The sequence below is a fragment of the Marinobacter sp. genome (genome assembly GCF_040904845.1).
In the GTDB taxonomy this organism is placed as follows: Bacteria; Pseudomonadota; Gammaproteobacteria; order Pseudomonadales; family Oleiphilaceae; genus Marinobacter.
In genome coordinates this window covers 12545-29747 of the sequence record NZ_JBBDSR010000065.1, presented here as the reverse complement: position 1 = coordinate 29747, position 17203 = coordinate 12545, and the positions used below count along the sequence as shown (strand labels likewise).

Below are 17203 nucleotides of genomic sequence, written 5' to 3'. Positions count from 1 at the left end.
ACGACACCGCGTATTGCGGCTTGTAAGTGGTAGCGGCGGGCGGACTCGAACCGCCACGGGTTTTACCCCAACGGATTTTGAATCCGTCGTGTCTACCAATTTCACCACGCCGCCATCGGAGAGTGCTGGGGATTATACTGAGCCTGATTCTGAAAGCAATAACCAACGCCGGACTTCCCTGCTCCGACGGCGATTATTTACAGCCGATCAAACAGCGACAGCTGCGATACCTTGGCAAACGACTGCTGCGCCGCCTGCAACACGAAACTCTGGAAGCTCAGATTACTGATCGCCTCGGCGTAATCCACATCCTGCAACTGGGAGCGGATGTCTTTACTGTAAACCGACGAATCCTCGAGGAACGCCTGGGTGGATTCCACGGCGTTCATGCGCCCGCCCAACTCGGTCTGCTTGAGTACGATCTTGTCCTGAGCGTTGTCCAGGTTGTTAAGCGAGCCGGCAATCAGTTCCTCATAGGCTTGCTGGCCACCTTTGAAGTTCGCTGACAGTACGCCGCCAACCACATCCAGATCGTCGGATTTGGCACCGGTGACCACAAGCGGCCCACCAAAGGTCTGCGTCGGCGGGTCTCCGCCATCCTCGGCAGACAGCGCCAGGTCACGCCCTTCGCTGGAAATCACCACCTCGCCGCCCTGCAACTCGGCCGTAATGCCCTGCTCTTTCAGAGCCGTGTTGGCGTTGACCGCGTCCACAAGCTCCTGATCACCATTGCCTGCATCAAAAGGTCCCAGCGCTTCGCCATTCAGGTAAAGAACGTCACCGGCATTCGGTGCAAAGTCTTCCACCGTCGCCGATGCGGGCCCTTTTACCTCGTTTTCCAACCCGTAAATCAGCTTCTCGATGCTGGCGAACACCGATTGTTTCTCGGTGGTTTTCAGAGTGAATTCCAGCGGCGAGTCAGCGGCATCGGGCGCATCGCCAAACACTTCAAACTGCATGCCCCGAAAGGTAATCGGTTCGCCGCTGGTGAAAGTGCCGCTCTCCAGAGCCGTTCCATCGCCATTGCGCTCGGTAATGGTGTACTCGTCATTCTCATCGATTGACACCACGTAATCGGTTTTGGAGTTGGCATAGGCAGCGTTGAACTCTTCCTGATCAACCACCGCACCGGAGGAAATCCGCGCCCCGGGAGCGTTGTCCGGTGAAGCTTCCGCAATGAACGTCGGCTCCGTGGAGGGGATATCCTCGAAGACATCACGGCCATGGTCACTGATCGGCACTGTAACGCCGTCATCAATTTCCAGCATCCGCTGGCCTTCATCGCCCTGATAAACCCAGTCACCGGAGACGTTCTGGGCAAACGCCTGCTGATTGCCCTGGAAGCCGCTGAAAATATACTCGCCTGACGCATCCTGGGTATTGGCTATATTGGCCAGTTGCCCCAGGCGCTCTCGCATTTCCGACGCGATGGACTGGCGATCGTTGGCTGACAGCGAGCCGCTGCCCGCCTGAACGGTCAGCTCCCGCACCCGCTGGATAACATCGATGGAGCTCCCCAACGCACTTTCTTCCTGCTTAAGGCGGTTGTCCGCCAGCTGGGCATTGCGCTGATAGGTGTCGACACGCCCCAGCTCCTGATTGAGCTTGAGGATACGCGCGGCAGCCACCGGATCGTCCGACGGGCGATTAACCCGCTTGCCGGTGGAGAGCCGCTCCGACGTTTTGTTCAGGCCGCTGTTCAGGTCCTGAATTCGGTCAATCCCGCCTGAAAACACCTGTTGTGATGAAATTCTGATCATGTCACATCACCTCTCTCTGTTACCGGAACCTGTTACCGGAAACTCTGTAACAGAGTGTTGAACAAATCCTGCGCCACACTCATCACCTTCGCGGAACCGTTATAGGCCGCCTGGAACTGAATCAGCTTACCGGCCTCTTCATCCAGATTGACCCCCGAGACTGACTCACGCTGGTTGGTCGACTGCTCCAGCAGCGTCCGGCCCGCGTCCAGATCAAGCTGGCTCTGGCGGGTTTTCACACCCACATCCTCCACGATTCCGGCGTAACCTTCGGTAAAGCTCTGAGTGCCACCGTTCATGGTGTTGGCAGTGCCAAGCGCGGCCATGAACTCGGCATTGCGGTTATCCGATACGCCGTTCTCGTTGAACTCGATGGAGAAAATATCACCCGCCGCCGGATTACCGGAAATCTCGAACTGGAAACCCTGATACTCGTCGCCATCGCGGGGATTTTCACTGAATAGTTTATTGGAAATACCCGGCTGATAGGGTTTCTCGTCAATGATGGCGTCACCGTTGTTATCCAGCACGCTGAACACCAGATTGCCAGCGCCATCATCAGTGAACCGGACTTCCAGAGGGCCGTTCGCCAGCTCCCCCTCTGACCGGAAACCCGGCAGCAGCGAATTGGTGAACGGATTGCGCACGTTCAGCATCTTGCCCTGATCAATCTTGCCGGTGCCGCTATTGCCCTGATCGGAACCGGCGCGCACCGGGCTGGCAAACGCCAGATCTTCTTCCCGATCCACTTCCAGATTCATATTGGCGGCAGCATTGCGGGTGGGCTGAATCAGGAACTTGTCGCCGGCATTAAAAGTGCCGCTCTCAACCCGGATATTGAAACCCGGCATGGAGATTTCAGATGCCACCGGATCAGGCAACCGGCCCTGATTGACGGTGTCACCCGTTACGCTGTCAATCACCTCATAACTGCGACCGTCGCCACTGAACTGGAGCGTCCAGCTTCCGGATTCCAACGCCTTACTGTCGGTAATTTCCACTGCGAGCTCTGCGTCTCTGGGGGCCTGGTTGTCCCCGTTCGCAATCACACGACCGCGCTGGGCTGCCGGGTCATTGATGTCGGAAAAGAACAGCCCGCCCAGTTCTCCTTCCAGGTCCAGGCCAATCTCATGCTGATGATTCATGGTGTCAGACAAGGCGATGGCAACACGGCCAAGCTCGTCGAATGCCGGCTTCAGGGCTTCGGTCTCGAACCGTCGCAGACCCCCGAGTTTGCCACCGCTGATCTGCTCATCCGCCACCACGGTGCGACCACCATTAGTCAGGGTGAACTCGAGGGAGGTCGGGTCATCCAAGCTTTCCCGTGTGCCCAATTGTGCCGCGTTGTCACCGACTACCAGTGCCTGCCCATTGCTCAGGGACACGTTCACCTGACTGCCCTCGGTCTCGGATACCCGGATACCGACCAGCTCTGATAACTCACGCAGCGCTTCGTCCCGCTTATCCAGCAGATTATTGGGCATCTTGCCTTCTGCCAGCCCCGGCGATTCGGAAATGGAGAGGTTCAATTCAGCGATGCGTTTCAGCAGCGTATTGGCATCCTTTGCACCCTGCTGCATTTGTGTTTTCACCGACTCGCGCTGCTGGACGAGCTCCTGATTCATCGCCTGAAAACGGTTCACCACCTGCTGTGCTTCGCTCATGACCAGCTGACGTTGCGGCAGGGAGCCCGGGTCCTCCGCCGCGTTTTGCAAGCTCGCAAAGAAATTGTTCAGTGCATCGCTGAGGCCCGTGGTTTCGCCACCCAGGAGGTTATCCAGACGGCTGAGCTCAGAGTTCAGCGCCTGCTGTTCACCATTGAGGGTAGTGTCCTCACGCAGCTGCTGAGTCAGGAACTCATTGGCCAGCCGCCGAATATTGGTCACGCTGACACCGCTGCCGATGTTGCCCGCACCGGTTTGCCGACCCGGTTGGGTGTCAAACTGAACTTCCTGCCGGCTGTAACCCGGGGTGTTGGCATTGGTAATGTTGTTACCGGTGGTGTTCAGCGCCGCCTGATGGCTAAGGATGCCTGTCAGACCAATTCCGATCAGTCCTGCCATAATGTGTTACTCCTCAGCCTCTGAATTGCCCATTGAGAGCGTCATCAGCGAATCGCGATCCATAATGCGCTGAATTTTTTCACCGTATTCAGGGTCGGTTGCGTAACCGGCATCCTGAAGTTTCCGGGCAAAGACCTCCGGCTGGTCCGCACTCGCCAGAACGTCCCGATAACGGGGATTGGATTCCAGGAACGACACATAATCCCGGAAACTGGATTCGTAATCCGGATACGAACGGAACGCCGCCCGCTCAGTCATTGGCAGGCCTTCACGATATTCCGTGGTGGTAATGTCCACCGCGTCACCCTGCCAGCGATGATCTGCCTTGATGCCAAACAGGTTATGGCTTGGCACGCCCTTTTCACCTTCAATCATGTGCTTGCCCCAGCCGGTTTCGAGTGCAGCCTGGGCGACCATCAACCGTGGGCTGATTCCGCTTTCCCCGGCCACACGCTCAGCCATGGGCAGCAACGTCTGTACGAATTCTTCCGGGCTGCTGAAGCGTGCAGGCAGGGCTGCGGCACCCTCGGCCAGGGACGGGGCCGAAGTAGTTTTCGCGTCGATGCCAGCTTCCTCAGGTGCCATCCGCTCAACTTCCTCTACCTGCTCCGGTAACTGTGTGGACAAGGCCGGTACCGTGCGCTCGTAATCCGCCAGCGAAGCCTTGTGACCGGAGAGCTTATCGCCCTCCTCATTCATGCCCGGGATCTGCCGGCTCAACTGCCGCACCAGCGCTTCCGCCAGACCCGTTCCCCGGTTCTGCGACATGCTCAGGCTGAGCTGGTTATCGAACATATCGCGATACTGCTCGGATTCATTGCTGTTCAGGTAGTTGTCTTGGGCAAACACATCACCGGCTTTGCGCATGGACTTCAACATTTCGCCCAGAAACAGGCTTTCGAACTGACGAGCCACCTCTTCCAGCGCGGCTTTTTTGTCCGTGCGGGCCTGGGTCTTGAGGTCATTCAGGCCGCTGAAATCGGTATAGATACCCGCCTTTTGAACGCTGGAATGCTGCATCACACCACCTAGATCACAATCAGCTCGGCACGCAGTGCGCCGGCCTGTTTGAGAGCTTCCAGAACCGCCATGACATCACCCGGCGCTGCGCCTACCTGATTCACCGCCTGAACAATCTCGTTCAGCGTGACCGCCGGGCCAAACTGGAACATACGGGCGGGGTCTTCAGTAATCGCGATCTGGGTATTGGGTTCAACCACCGTTTCACCACCGGCGAACGGGTTTGGCTGTTCTACTTCCGGATTTTCCTGGATGGTGACCGTCAGGTTGCCGTGGGTCACCGCCGCCGGGCTGACCCTGACGTTCTGCCCGACCACGATGGTCCCGGTACGGCTATTGATCACCACCTTGGCAGCGTCCTGAGCCGGGTTCACTTCAATGTTTTCCAGAATAGAAAGGAAGCTGACCCGCTGATTCACATCCCGCGGGGCCTTGACCGACACCGAGGTGGCATCGTGGGCGTAGGCCATGTCTGGCCCCAAGGTTCCGTTGATGGCTTCCACCACGCGGCGGGCGGTGGTGAAGTCCGAACGCAGCAAATTGAAGGTAATGGTGTCGCCTTTGCTGAAAGGCGATGTCACTTCCCGCTCAATGGTCGCCCCGTTGGGAATACGCCCCACCGACGGTACGTTCACCGTAATGCGCGAGCCATCGCGACCCTCAGCACCAAAGCCGCCGACCACCAGGCTGCCCTGTGCCATGGCGTACGCCTGACCGTCAGCGCCTTTCAGCGGCGTCATTAACAGGGTGCCGCCACGCAAGCTGTCGGCGTTACCGATCGACGACACGGTAATGTCCATTTCCTGGCCGGGCTTGGAGAACGGCGGCAGCGATGCGCTGACGGTCACCGCGGCAACATTCGCAAGGTTGGGGTTTACGCCTTCGGGCAGCGTAACGCCAAACTGATTCATCATGTTGCGGAAGGTCTGATTCGTGAACGGCGCTTTATCCCCTGTGCCATCCAAGCCGACCACCAGGCCATAGCCCACCAGCTGGTTGTTACGAACCCCTTTGATGCGTGCCAGATCTTTCAGCCGATCCGCCAGTACCGGTGCCGCCACGACAGACAACGCCAGAACCACCACACAGAAACGGATCATCTTCATAGCGGCCACCACTCACTGTTAAAGAAGCGGGCCAGCCAGCCCATCTGATTAGCCTGATCGAAATCGCCGGTACCGCCATAGGCAAAGCGTGCATCTGCAATACGGTTGGAGGCCACGGTGTTGTCGGGCGCAATGTCCTGAGGACGAACCAGACCGCTGAGGCGGATGTACTCATCGCCGTTGGTCAGCGACAGCCACTTTTCGCCACGAATATACAGCACGCCGTTGGGCAACACCTCGGTAACGGTCACCGTAATGCTGCCGGCCAGGCTGTTGCTCTGATCCGCTTCCGCCGAGCCTTCAAAATCCCGCGCCTGCTGCAGATCGGTATCCACATTCATGCCGGTTTTACCGAGCAGTTGCGCCGCCAGCAACGAAAGTTCCTGGTCCTTGGTGATGCTCGTTTCCGCATTTTTGCTGGCGCGAGTGGATTCTTCCAGGGTCACGGTCAGCACGTCGCCCACATTCAGGGCCACGGTATCGCCATACAGATTGTGGTTCCGCGAACTCTGGTAAATGGCACCGGAGTGCGGGTCACGTTGCATCATGGCCTCCGCCCGCACCGGCGAGTACGCGGGGTCATCCGGCATCGCCCGTGGCCGGCTCATCGCCGTGCATCCCTGCAACACGATCAACAGGCCCACCAGTGCCAATGTAGCGCCCGGAGTTCCTTTTCTCGATATCGTGATGCGTTTCATGTCGTTTCCCCTCACCGAACCGTCAACGGTTACCCGATGTTGTTCGTAATGAACTGCAGCATCTGGTCGGTAGCAGACACCACCTTGGAGTTCATTTCATAGGCGCGCTGAGTGGTGATCATGCTCACCAGCTCTTCCACCACTTCCACGTTGGAAGACTCCACCATGCCCTGCTCGAGCGTTCCCAGGCCGTCGAGGCCAGGTTCACCCTCGGCAGGATCGCCACTGGCGTTGGTCGCTTGGTAAAGGTTGTTACCCACGGCCTGCAAGCCCTGAGGATTGATGAAATTCACCAACGTGATTTCGCCGAGGTTGACCGGTGCTGCTGCGTCATCCGTAACCGCCGTTACGGTGCCGTCCTTGCCGATGGTGACACTGGTGGCGTTTTCCGGAATGTTGATATTCGGCTCAAGCGCAAAGCCACCAGGAGTAACGATATCGCCGTCGGCATTGACCTGGAACTGACCATCCCGGGTGTAAGCCAACTGGCCATCCGGCATCAGGATCTGCATAAAGCCACGACCATCGACCGCCACATCCAGGGGTTGCTCGGTCACTTCCAGGTTGCCTTGGGAAAACTGTTTGGTGGTACCCACCACCCGCACACCGGTACCCAGTTGAAGCCCGGAAGGCAGTTCCGAGTTCTCCGTGTTCATTCCGCCGGGCTGGCGGTTAACCTGATAGAGCAGATCCTGAAATACCGCGCGGTCACGCTTGAACCCGTTGGTATTCACGTTAGCCAGGTTATTGGAAATGGTGGACATCTTGGTGTCCATCGCGCTTAACCCGGTTTTACTGACCCAAAGTGCTGGATGCATGACTTTACTCCTTGCCGGGGGCGGGCTTATAGCGGCGATTAATTGCCGCTTTTCCGCCCTGCCGGCGAATGTTCCTGTGGTTTATCAGAGGTTCTGCAACAGCCGTGCCGAGGCCTCGGAATTCTCGTTGGCAGTGGTCATGACCTTCACCTGCATTTCGTATTGGCGGGACAACTGCAGGTTTGCGATCATTTCCTCCACCGCATTCACGTTGGAGCTTTCCAGAAATCCGGCGGCCACTCGCAGGTCAGCGTCCGGCGGCTCAGGGCCATCCAGTGCCTGGTCCGCTTTGCGGCGGATATAACCGTCCTCGCCTTTTTCCAACGCCTCGGGAGGCGGATTCACCAGTTTCAGGCGGTCCACTTCCACCAGCTGATCGGGCGGACCGCCCACGGGAATGATGGAAATGGTGCCGTCGGAGCCAATCTGCAGGTTATCGAAGGGCGGCAGAGCCACTGGCCCGCCGTTCCCCATGACCATATCGCCACTGGCGTTGCGGACCAGACCGTTAACGTCGACCTGCAGGTTGCCGGAACGTGTGAACACCTCCTCACCCTGCTGGTTCTGAACCGCCAGCCAGCCATCCCCCTTGACAGCCACATCCAGCTTGCGGCCAGTGTCCATCAGCGCACCGGCGGAAAGGTCTGTGCCCGGGCGTTCTGCCATAGCGTAGGCGCGGGTCGGGTGATGCTCACCAAACACCGGCATACTGCGGGCCTGTGCGAGATCTTTTTTAAACCCTGTGGTGCTGACGTTCGCCAGGTTGTTGGCATGGGCCTGCTGCGAGAGCATATTCTGCTTCGCGCCAGACATACCGATATAAAGGGCTTTATCCATGGGGAAAACTCCTGCCGGAATTTTGACTGTTTCCAGTCATCCTGCAGGAGTTGTGCCAGAATTACGGTTTAGGGATTACCGCAGGTTGATGATGGTCTGAGTGACCGCATCGGAGGTTTCGATGGTCTTGGCATTGGCCTGATAGTTACGCTGGGCAATAATCAGGTTAACCAGCTCTGCCGACAGGTCAACGTTGGATTCCTCCACCGAACTGGCCGCGATGGACCCGAGAGTTCCGGTATCCGGTGCACCGATGATCGGCTGTCCCGATTCAAAGGTTTCCACCCAGGTGGTGTCACCCACCGGCGACAGCCCATCGGTATTATTGAATGCAGCCAGAGCCACCTGCCCCAGCCCCTGGGACTGACCGTTGGTATAACGGGCAAACAGAATACCCTGGTCCGACACATCCAGCCCGGCCAGCCGACCGGTGGTGTAACCGTTCTGGTTCTGGTCATTCACCCCGAACGCGCTGCCGTACTGAGTGGTGTTGCCAAGGTCCACCACAAAGGCTGACGTGGTGGGTGGTTCGGGAATCGGCGTCAGCACCTCCTCGCCATCGGCGGGAGGCCCATCGGCACCGTTCGGAAGACCATTTTCGTCCTTCGGCACCCAGTCATCAATCAGAACCTCGCCATTGGGGTCGCCATTGATGGATTGCAGTTTACCGTCCTGGTTAAACCTGGCCGTGTAAGGTGTCTCGTCGGTACCGGCGACCACCTCACCATCGATCTGCATGTAGATGGACCACTCACTCTGCCCCACACCATTACCCGGAGAAGGCTCCTTCACGAAGAACTGCGTCAGTTCGTGGGAGTTGCCCAGGCTGTCGTAGATGGTGGTCGATGTAGCATGGTTGTAGGTACGCTGATCCAGCGGATTGAATTCGTTGGTGATGCGGGTTTCGCCGGCATCGAACGCGGCCTCGAATGCACCGGTTCCAGAGGGATCAGTCAGTACACCCGTCACTTCGCGCTCGGTGGTCACAAACAGATTACCGCGCTCACTCTCAGGGGAGGAGTCCGAGAACGATTGATTACCTGCGCCGCCGGTTGTATAGGTCATTTCGATAGTGAACCCGCGACTGTCGGTGATGGACATATCATCGCCGGTGCCGTCGCCGTCGGTATCAAGCACCTGCGCTTGCAGGGTATTCAGCTCCGAATCGTTGATGGCGGCAGCCATGGAATCTAGGTCGGTGATGCCGTCGCTACCACGAAACGTGACGTTATCACTGCCGTTCAGGGAGATGGTCAGCTCGAAATCCGGATCAGACAGGTCACTGACCAACTGACTCATGTCAAACTGTTCGGACAGATCAAACTGTGTCCTTGCGGAGGCATTGACCCCCTTCTGTGAACCCAGCAGCTCAGCCACTTCGTTGGCGGGCTGATCGGTACCAATCGTGATGGGCTGTGACGTGGTGCCATCGGAATACTCGATCTGAAAAATGTCACCATCCAAATCGGCCACACTCAGGTCCTCGCCCAGATCCCGTACCCTGTTCTCCAGAATGCTTTCACGGGAATCCAGGTTCAGATCCGAGCGCAGGTTGGTCGTGCGCTTGGGTGCCAGGTTGTCCGTTTCGACCTGCAGGTCACCGCGAACACCGGATAAATTACCATCACCATCGGCGGTATAACCCTGAACGCGCATGTTCTGGTTGTTGGTAACGAAACCTTCCTTATCGATACCGAACTGACCGGCGCGGGAATAGCGGGTTTCACCACCGTTACTCAAAACAAAGAAGCCGTCGCCGTTAATCGCCATATCGAGGCCATTGCCGGTATCGCTGATATTACCCTGGCCAAAGGACTGCTTCACATCCTGTACCCGCACACCGTTACCGACCTGGTTGTTACCGGAACTCAGAAAGCCACTGGCGTACAGATCACCGAATTGTGCCTTGCTACCTTTGAAGCCCACCGTGCTGGCATTGGCAATGTTGTTACCGGTGACATCCAGGTCAACGGACGCTGCCCTTAAACCGCTAAGCCCTGTGTTAAAAGCCATAATTCACCTCGTGGTTGTGCACCGGTATCAGTTAATTTGTTCAACGTCCGACAGAGCTATGGAGCCCATGCCTGCAAGATTCAATGTCACTTTGCCTTCCTTACCAAGGGACACACTGTCCACGTTGGCGCTAACCATGGTAGCGAGCTGCTCCTGGCCATCCGGGTAAGAACCTTCCGCCACAATTTTGTATGGGCCTGGCGGCAAGGCATTGCCGTTACCGTCTTTACCGTCCCACTGGAAGGAGGCCACTCCGGCCTGGCTGGACCCGAGATCAATCTGGCGAACACGCTCGCCGTTCGGGCCCTCAATGGATACCCTGAGCCCACCCGTGGAGGCAGGCACCTCAACAGTGCCGCTGATTTCGCCCTCAGCACCAAGAATGCCGATATCCGAAGGTGCCAGGACGGTACGACCCACCATGGCAGAGGCCTGTAGCGCCTGCGTGGAACGGAACTGGCTGGCGACATCGTCCACACTCCGTGACAGGCCCTGCATCTCCTCCAGGGAGCTGAACTGGGCCAACTGGGAGATGAACTCACCGTTATCCTGGGGCTCAAGCGGGTTCTGATTCTTAAGCTGGGCAATCATCAGTTCCATGAACTCATTCTTGCCCAGTTCGTTTTCACCGGTCGCCGACGAGCCCTGCTGAGCACGATACTGTGCCAGCACATCCGGTGTGTTTGTTGCGTTAATCGCGCTCATTGGTCAGTCCTCGCCCGTTTACTGCTGCCCAAGTGTAAGAATGCGCTGCATCATGGATTTCGCCGTGTTCATGATGTCCACGTTCATCTGGAAACTTCTGGAAGACGACATCATGTCGGCCATTTCCTCAACGACGTTCACGTTCGGATAAAACACATAACCATCCTCGTTAGCCGCAGGGTGATTGGGTTCGTAACGCATCTGCAGTTCGGCATCGCTTTCAACAACGCCTTCCACCCGCACGCCGGCACCCGGGCCCTCTTCACTTCCGAAAGCCTGGCCTTGCTGATCCGGACTCAGCATTGCCTGTTGAATGGAAGAAAATATCGGCTTGCGTGCCCGGTAGGTTTCCTCGGTGCTGGAACTGGCCGTTTCCGCGTTGGCGATGTTGGACGCAGTGGTGTTCAGCCGCAGTGACTGTGCGGTCATGCCGGAACCGGCGATATCAAAAATGCTACCCAAGGACATAATGCTGCTCCTGTGCTATCTGGCTGCGTCCGTTTTACTGGCCGGTCAGGGCTTTTTTCAGGCCCGAAAATTTACTGTCCAGGAACTGGAAACTGGCCTGGTAATCCATCGCGTTTCTCATGAACCGGCTTTGTTCCTGCTGGGCATCCACGGTGTTGCCATCCACTGACGGCTGATGCGGGGTGCGATACAGCAATTCGCTGTCGGCACCGCCCATCGAGGTGTCCATATGACCGTCATCCGTGCGGGACATACCAAAACCGCTGGCGTCCTGTTGGGCCCTTTCCATCATCGCGCGGAAATCGACGTCCCTTGCTTTGAAACCCGGTGTGTCTGCGTTCGCCATATTGTTGGCCAGCACTTCTGCGCGCTTCTCCCGCGCTAGCAGTGCCTGCGGGTGAACACCCAGTGCGTTATCAAAGGAAATTGCCATACTGCCTCCAGAACCTTGTGCCCGGCCCTGCATCGGTTTGCCGGTTCAACTCGTTGGAATAGACAAAGCAACGTCGGTGCCAGTTTTCAGAAAGGGGCTGTTTCAGGGGGCTGGGGGGAATCAGATAAACATTGAGGGGTACGCGGCGCGCGTATGCGGCAGGGGAAGCGGCAAACGCTTTCCCCCTTGCGTGCAGCGTCGCCCGTTACTCCGGCCAGCGGCTTACAAAATCGGACGTCGCCGGGCGGGGAACCGGTGGTTTTTCGCTGGCAACCGTTCCGGTGTAAAGAAAGCCAATGATCCGCTCATTAGCCGCCAACCCAAGGCCGTCCAGAAGAGCCTGACGATAGGCGATACCACCGGTGCGCCACATAACCCCGTAACCCGCTGCCTGCAACGCCAGGGAAAGCTGACCCATGCCGACGGCGGCTGACATCGCCTGCTCGCTGTCCGGAACCTTAGGGTGCGCCCGGTAAGCGGCGATGCCCACGATGACCATCGGTGCGCGCAACGGTGCCCGCCTGAGTTTTTCCCGCTCTTTTTCCGTGCTGTCTTCACCACAGGTTGAGGCAAACAACTCCCCCAACGCCTTCAGGCCCTCGCCTTCAACCACCAGATAACGCCAGGGTCTCAGCAGCGCATGGTCCGGCGTGTTCGCCGCACACTGAAACGCCTGTTCCAGGATGTCAGGCTGCGGGGCCGGGCTTTCCAGTTTGGGTTCGGAGCGTCTGTTAAGCATGAAATCAATGACGGCGGTCATAAATGCTGCGGTCCTGTGTCGTATAAAGATGGGCTTGTCGCCAGAAAGGCCCCTTCTAAATTGTGACTTTCCTGTAATACTGTTAATCTTTAGTCGTAGTCCGACTGCCAACAAAATTATAAATTAGCCGGTAGCGAAACCATGAGTAACCAAAGCCCTTTGCGCCCATATCATCGGACGGGCCCGTTTCTGACATGTTGAGTGCTCCGGTGGAAATGAGCGCTGCCAGTGCCAACGCTGGTAAATCCGCCGTCGCGGACGCGCAGAACAATCCCATCGCCATCCCCCCAATGCCGGACTACAACGGCCGTATACTCGCCTACACCGCAACAGCTGTCATTATTGCCGCTGGCGTGATTCAGGGCGCATTCCCGCAATGGCTAGTGTACACCATTGCCGGCGCACTGAGCTGGCCCCATGTGGCGAACCTGCTTACCCGACGCACCTTCCTCAGGCACTCCCCCCGCATTCGCCAGAAGATGCTGATCATTGACTGCCTGATCGGCGGCAGCTTCGTGGGTGCCGTCGGGCTGGTGGCCATTCCATCGGTCTCGGTCATGCTGATGCTGATGTTCAGTTGCCTGATTATTGGCGGGCTCAGGCAATGGTTGTTCGGAACGGTGTTCATGTTTACCTCCCTGTCTATCGCGCTCGCCGTTTTTGGCCCGGCGGATAATTTTCAGCCACCGCTGCTCACCAGTATTCTTTCCATCCTGGCAACCGGTCTTTATATCTGCGTAACGGCGTTCTATTCCCACCAACAGGCTCGCGCCCTGATGATGGCGAAAACCCAGATCCAGAACCAGCGGGAGCAGTCCATAGCGCTGTCCCACAAGCTTTCCAAATACCTGTCTCCGCAGGTGTGGCAGTCCATTTTTACCGGTGAGCGCGACGTACGCCTGGAAACTCAGCGCAAGAAGCTCGCTGTGTTTTTCTCAGACATCAAGGGCTTCACTGAACTGTCTGAGGAAATGGAGCCGGAAGCGCTGACCGAACTGCTCAATCACTACTTCAACGGCATGTCCGAAGTGGCCCTGAAATACGGCGGCACCATCGATAAGTTCGTCGGGGATTCCATCATGGTGTTCTTTGGCGACCCGACCAGCCGGGGCCAACGGGAAGACGCGTTTGCCTGCGTATCCATGGCCATCGATATGCGTAAACATATGAAAATCATGCGGCAGAAGTGGCGAAGCCAGGGCATTAAAACGCCACTGGAAATCCGTATGGGCATCAGCACCGGTTACACCACCGTGGGCAACTTCGGCGCGGAAAACCGCATGGACTACACCATTATTGGCAAGGAAGTGAATCTGGCCAGCCGGCTGGAATCGCTGGCGGAGCCGGGGGAAATTCTGGTCTCCTACGAGACCTTCTCGCTGATCAAAGACCGCATTATGTGCCGGGACAAAGGCGAGATTACCGTAAAGGGCTTTGGTAAGCCGGTTCCCATATACGAGGTGGTGGACTTCCGCCGTGACCTGGGCCCCAACCGCAGTTTCCTCGAACATGAACACAGCGGCTTTGCCATGTATCTGGATTCCGACAAGATCACCGAACGGGAACGCCAGTCGATTCTTACGGCTCTCGAGGACGCCGCAGACCGACTGCGTCAGGAAGAAGAAATCCGCTAACTCCCCCGTGATGCGTTACCACGGTTACTGACGAATCAGCCGCGCGCCCGCGCCATCTTCCGGCTCGGTACTGCGCCACGGATTGATGTCCAGCCCCCCCCTGCGGGTATAACGTGCACACACCATCAGCTGCTTTGGCGCGCACCGGTTCATGATGTCGGTGAAGATTGTCTCCACGCAGTGCTCATGGAAGTCCTGCTTCTGACGAAAGCTGACGATATACCGCAGCAACCCCTTGCGGTCGATTGCCGGCCCGGTGTATCGAATCATCACCGTGGCCCAGTCGGGCTGACCGGTGACCGGGCAATTGCTTTTGAGCAAATGCGAGCAGAGGCTTTCGGACACCTCACTCTCGCCAGCCTCGCCGCCTGAAACAATCAGCGATTCCGGAGCGTATTGGTAGGTCACATCGTCCAGGGTTTCTTCGTCGATCAGCTGATACCCCTGTGGCCGCCCTTCCGCAACGCCGCCTTCATCTACACTGAGCATGCTGACCTGCACAGCCGAGCCGCTGGCGCTGGACAGATCGCGAATCATCACATCGGCCACCTGCTGGGGCGAGGTGAATACCGCCTGATTCAGCGAATTCAGGTAAAGCTTCAGCGACTTTGACTCGACGATGCAGGGTGCGGCCGCCGGAAACCGGATTTCCGCCCAGGCCACCGCTGGCACACCGTCTGCCCGCAACCAGGAAACCTCCCAGGCCTGCCACAGATCTTCACCGAACCACGGCCAGCGGCCATCGTCGATCCCAATGCGCCGGCGATTCTCTTCCCGTGGAACCGGAAACAGCAAGGCCGGGTCGTAGCGGTCGGGGTAGTCACTGGATTTGCCCAGTGGGGCATCGTTAAGCGCCATGCGGTGTCCTGCTGAAGAGACCTGAAAACTCAGTGTCGAATGCCTTTGCCACGCTGCAACATCCGCAACGCGATGACGGAAAGCAGCGTGATGAACACCACAATCATCCCCAGCGCCACGAATGGATTGACATCGGAAACCCCGAGAATACCAAAGCGGAAGGCATTCACCATATACAGAATGGGGTTAATCATCGACACGCCCTGCCAGAAATCCGGCAGCATACTGATGCTGTAAAACACGCCGCCAAGGTACGTCAGCGGTGTCAGAATGAACGTGGGCACGATGGAGATATCATCAAACTTCGTCGCCAGCATGGCGTTGATAAACCCACCCACGGCGAACATCGCCGAGGTCAGAACCACCGTAATCACCACCATCGGCAGGTTATGGATTTCCAGCCGGGTAAACGCCAGCGACAACAAGGTCACGATCAACCCAATGCCCAGCCCCCGCGCCATACCGCCGCACACGTACCCCGCCAGAATGATCCAGTTGGGCACCGGCGATACCAACAGCTCTTCAATGCTGCGCTGGAATTTCATGGAGAAAAACGACGACACCACGTTGGCGTAGGTGCTGGTAATCACCGACATCATGATCAGCCCGGGTACGATGAACGACATATAATCAAAGCCGCCCATGTCACCGATCCGCGAGCCGATCAGGTTACCGAAAATAATGAAATAGAGCGTCATGGTGACGGCAGGCGGCAGCAACGTCTGCGGCCAGATACGGGTAAAACGGCGTATTTCACGAGTAACGATGGTACTGAACGCCGTCAGCATGGCTTGTGGGGTCATACGGCGTCTCCCTTGGCTTGTTCTGCGACCTCGGATTTCTGAGAGTCCCTGGCGTCGGCCGCGTTGTCTTCCACCATTCGGATAAACAACTCTTCCAGCCGATTGGCCTTGGTGCGCATACTCATTACCTTGATGCCCTTATCTTCAAGTTGCACGAACACCCGGTTCAGGCCCTGGCCTTTTTCGACATCCACTTCCAGCGCGCCCTCATGATCCAGGCGACACGGAAAGCCCTCCAGAGCCGGTGCGGTTTCCAGTGCCGAATCGGTATCGAGCACAAACGTCTCAACGTGAAGCTGCTGCAGCAGCTCGCGCTTGCTGGTGTGCTTGATTATCCGGCCGCGATCAATAATTGCGATGTTACGGCACAAGGCTTCTGCTTCTTCCAGATAATGGGTGGTCAGAATAATCGTGGTGCCCTGCTGGTTCATCTCCTCAAGGAATGTCCACATGGAGCGTCGCAGTTCGATGTCCACCCCGGCAGTGGGCTCATCCAGAATCAGCAGTTTCGGCTCGTGCACCAGAGCGCGGGCAATCATCAGCCGGCGCTTCATTCCGCCAGACAACATGCGCGCCGGCGTGTCTTTTTTGTCCCAGAGACCCAGTTTGCGTAGGTATTTTTCGGCAGAGATTTTGGCTTTGTTCAGCGGAATGCCGTAATAGCCCGCCTGAGTGGTGACAATGTCGAACACCTTCTCAAACTGATTAAAATTGAACTCCTGGGGTACCACGCCAAGATTCAGTTTGGCATCGGAGAGGTGCGTATCGATGTCATTCCCGAACACCCGGACCTTGCCAGCACTCTTGTTAACGAGAGAACAGACAATCCCCAGCGTGGTGGATTTGCCCGCCCCGTTCGGCCCCAGCAGGGCAAAAAAATCGCCCTGCCTGACGTTCATATCAATACCCTTGAGTGCCTCAAACCCATCACCATAGGTTTTGGTCAGGCCCTCAATCTCCAGCGCGTTGGTCATAAACTACCCAGAATAGTGGCTTGCCAGGCCAGAATGGCCCGCCGATGTCGTGTTCCGTACAACCGGAGTTTCCATAAGTTGTGGCAAGCACGAAATTTTCAAGGCTCTGGGCCGGTTTGAGGTGAAGCGGAAAAACACCAAACTGCGACAGCGAGGACGAAGATCTGCGGGACCCGAAGGGGGAATACCAGGAAGATCCGGAGAACAAGCGCAACAGGATTCTGGACGGCGTCAGCTTCCGCCCCGACAACAC

Annotated in this window: 16 protein-coding genes and 1 tRNA gene; 1 reads left to right on the top strand and 16 read right to left on the bottom strand. The window is 57.4% G+C overall.

The features are described 5' to 3' along the window. Positions 1-27 precede the first annotated feature (27 nt). The 13 genes from WD429_RS08090 to WD429_RS08030 form a co-directional block, all read right to left on the bottom strand. Positions 28-114, bottom strand: a tRNA-Leu gene (locus WD429_RS08090). Positions 115-197: 83 nt separating this feature from the next. Next, the gene (gene flgL, locus WD429_RS08085; RefSeq protein WP_368421670.1) at positions 198-1760 is read right to left on the bottom strand and encodes a flagellar hook-associated protein FlgL; all 1563 of its coding nucleotides are present in this window, start codon (positions 1758-1760) and stop codon (positions 198-200) included. Positions 1761-1792: 32 nt separating this feature from the next. Then, positions 1793-3823, bottom strand: a complete 2031-nt coding sequence (gene flgK / locus WD429_RS08080; RefSeq protein ID WP_368421669.1) for a flagellar hook-associated protein FlgK — start codon at positions 3821-3823, stop codon at positions 1793-1795. A 6-nt stretch (positions 3824-3829) separates the two neighbouring features. Continuing rightward, positions 3830-4843, bottom strand: coding sequence for a flagellar assembly peptidoglycan hydrolase FlgJ (gene flgJ / locus WD429_RS08075; protein WP_368421668.1), 1014 nt, complete (start codon positions 4841-4843; stop codon positions 3830-3832). An 8-nt stretch (positions 4844-4851) separates the two neighbouring features. Beyond that, positions 4852-5949 carry a flagellar basal body P-ring protein FlgI gene (locus tag WD429_RS08070; protein ID WP_368421667.1) on the bottom strand — a complete coding sequence of 366 codons (1098 nt, stop codon included), beginning with the start codon at positions 5947-5949 and terminating at the stop codon, positions 4852-4854. Then, the gene (gene flgH / locus WD429_RS08065) at positions 5946-6647 is read right to left on the bottom strand and encodes a flagellar basal body L-ring protein FlgH (RefSeq protein ID WP_368421666.1); all 702 of its coding nucleotides are present in this window, start codon (positions 6645-6647) and stop codon (positions 5946-5948) included. The genes WD429_RS08070 and flgH overlap by 4 nt, the downstream gene beginning before the upstream one ends. Before the next feature lie 29 nt (positions 6648-6676). Further along, on the bottom strand, positions 6677-7465 hold the full coding sequence (gene flgG, locus WD429_RS08060) for a flagellar basal-body rod protein FlgG (protein WP_368421665.1): 789 nt from the start codon (positions 7463-7465) through the stop codon (positions 6677-6679). Between the two features lie 84 nt (positions 7466-7549). After that, the gene (locus WD429_RS08055) at positions 7550-8302 is read right to left on the bottom strand and encodes a flagellar basal body rod protein FlgF (RefSeq protein ID WP_368421664.1); all 753 of its coding nucleotides are present in this window, start codon (positions 8300-8302) and stop codon (positions 7550-7552) included. 75 nt (positions 8303-8377) lie between these two features. Next, the gene (locus WD429_RS08050) at positions 8378-10315 is read right to left on the bottom strand and encodes a flagellar hook protein FlgE (RefSeq protein WP_368421663.1); all 1938 of its coding nucleotides are present in this window, start codon (positions 10313-10315) and stop codon (positions 8378-8380) included. 27 nt (positions 10316-10342) lie between these two features. Continuing rightward, complete coding sequence (locus tag WD429_RS08045) at positions 10343-11020, bottom strand: flagellar hook assembly protein FlgD (protein WP_368421662.1); 678 nt, start codon at positions 11018-11020, stop codon at positions 10343-10345. A gap of 18 nt (positions 11021-11038) precedes the next feature. Beyond that, a complete protein-coding gene (gene flgC, locus WD429_RS08040) occupies positions 11039-11488 on the bottom strand; it encodes a flagellar basal body rod protein FlgC (RefSeq protein ID WP_368421661.1) in 450 nt (149 codons plus the stop codon). A gap of 34 nt (positions 11489-11522) precedes the next feature. Then, positions 11523-11921: a flagellar basal body rod protein FlgB gene (flgB, locus tag WD429_RS08035; RefSeq protein ID WP_368421660.1), complete on the bottom strand. Its 399-nt coding sequence runs from the start codon at positions 11919-11921 to the stop codon at positions 11523-11525. A 205-nt stretch (positions 11922-12126) separates the two neighbouring features. Then, positions 12127-12681, bottom strand: a complete 555-nt coding sequence (locus tag WD429_RS08030; protein WP_368421659.1) for a nitroreductase — start codon at positions 12679-12681, stop codon at positions 12127-12129. 194 nt (positions 12682-12875) lie between these two features. On the opposite strand from WD429_RS08030, the gene WD429_RS08025 reads away from it, so the two are divergent. Then, positions 12876-14315: an adenylate/guanylate cyclase domain-containing protein gene (locus tag WD429_RS08025; protein ID WP_368421658.1), complete on the top strand. Its 1440-nt coding sequence runs from the start codon at positions 12876-12878 to the stop codon at positions 14313-14315. Positions 14316-14339: 24 nt separating this feature from the next. Here the strand turns inward: WD429_RS08025 and queF are convergent, their stop codons facing one another. The 3 genes from queF to WD429_RS08010 are packed head-to-tail and all read right to left on the bottom strand — an operon-like array spanning position 14340 to position 16950. Continuing rightward, positions 14340-15173, bottom strand: a complete 834-nt coding sequence (gene queF / locus WD429_RS08020) for an NADPH-dependent 7-cyano-7-deazaguanine reductase QueF (RefSeq protein WP_368421657.1) — start codon at positions 15171-15173, stop codon at positions 14340-14342. A 29-nt stretch (positions 15174-15202) separates the two neighbouring features. Continuing rightward, complete coding sequence (locus tag WD429_RS08015; RefSeq protein ID WP_368421656.1) at positions 15203-15976, bottom strand: ABC transporter permease; 774 nt, start codon at positions 15974-15976, stop codon at positions 15203-15205. Beyond that, positions 15973-16950 (bottom strand): ABC transporter ATP-binding protein, encoded by a 978-nt coding sequence (locus WD429_RS08010; protein WP_368421655.1) that lies wholly within the window; start codon positions 16948-16950, stop codon positions 15973-15975. The genes WD429_RS08015 and WD429_RS08010 overlap by 4 nt, the downstream gene beginning before the upstream one ends. Positions 16951-17203 lie beyond the last annotated feature (253 nt).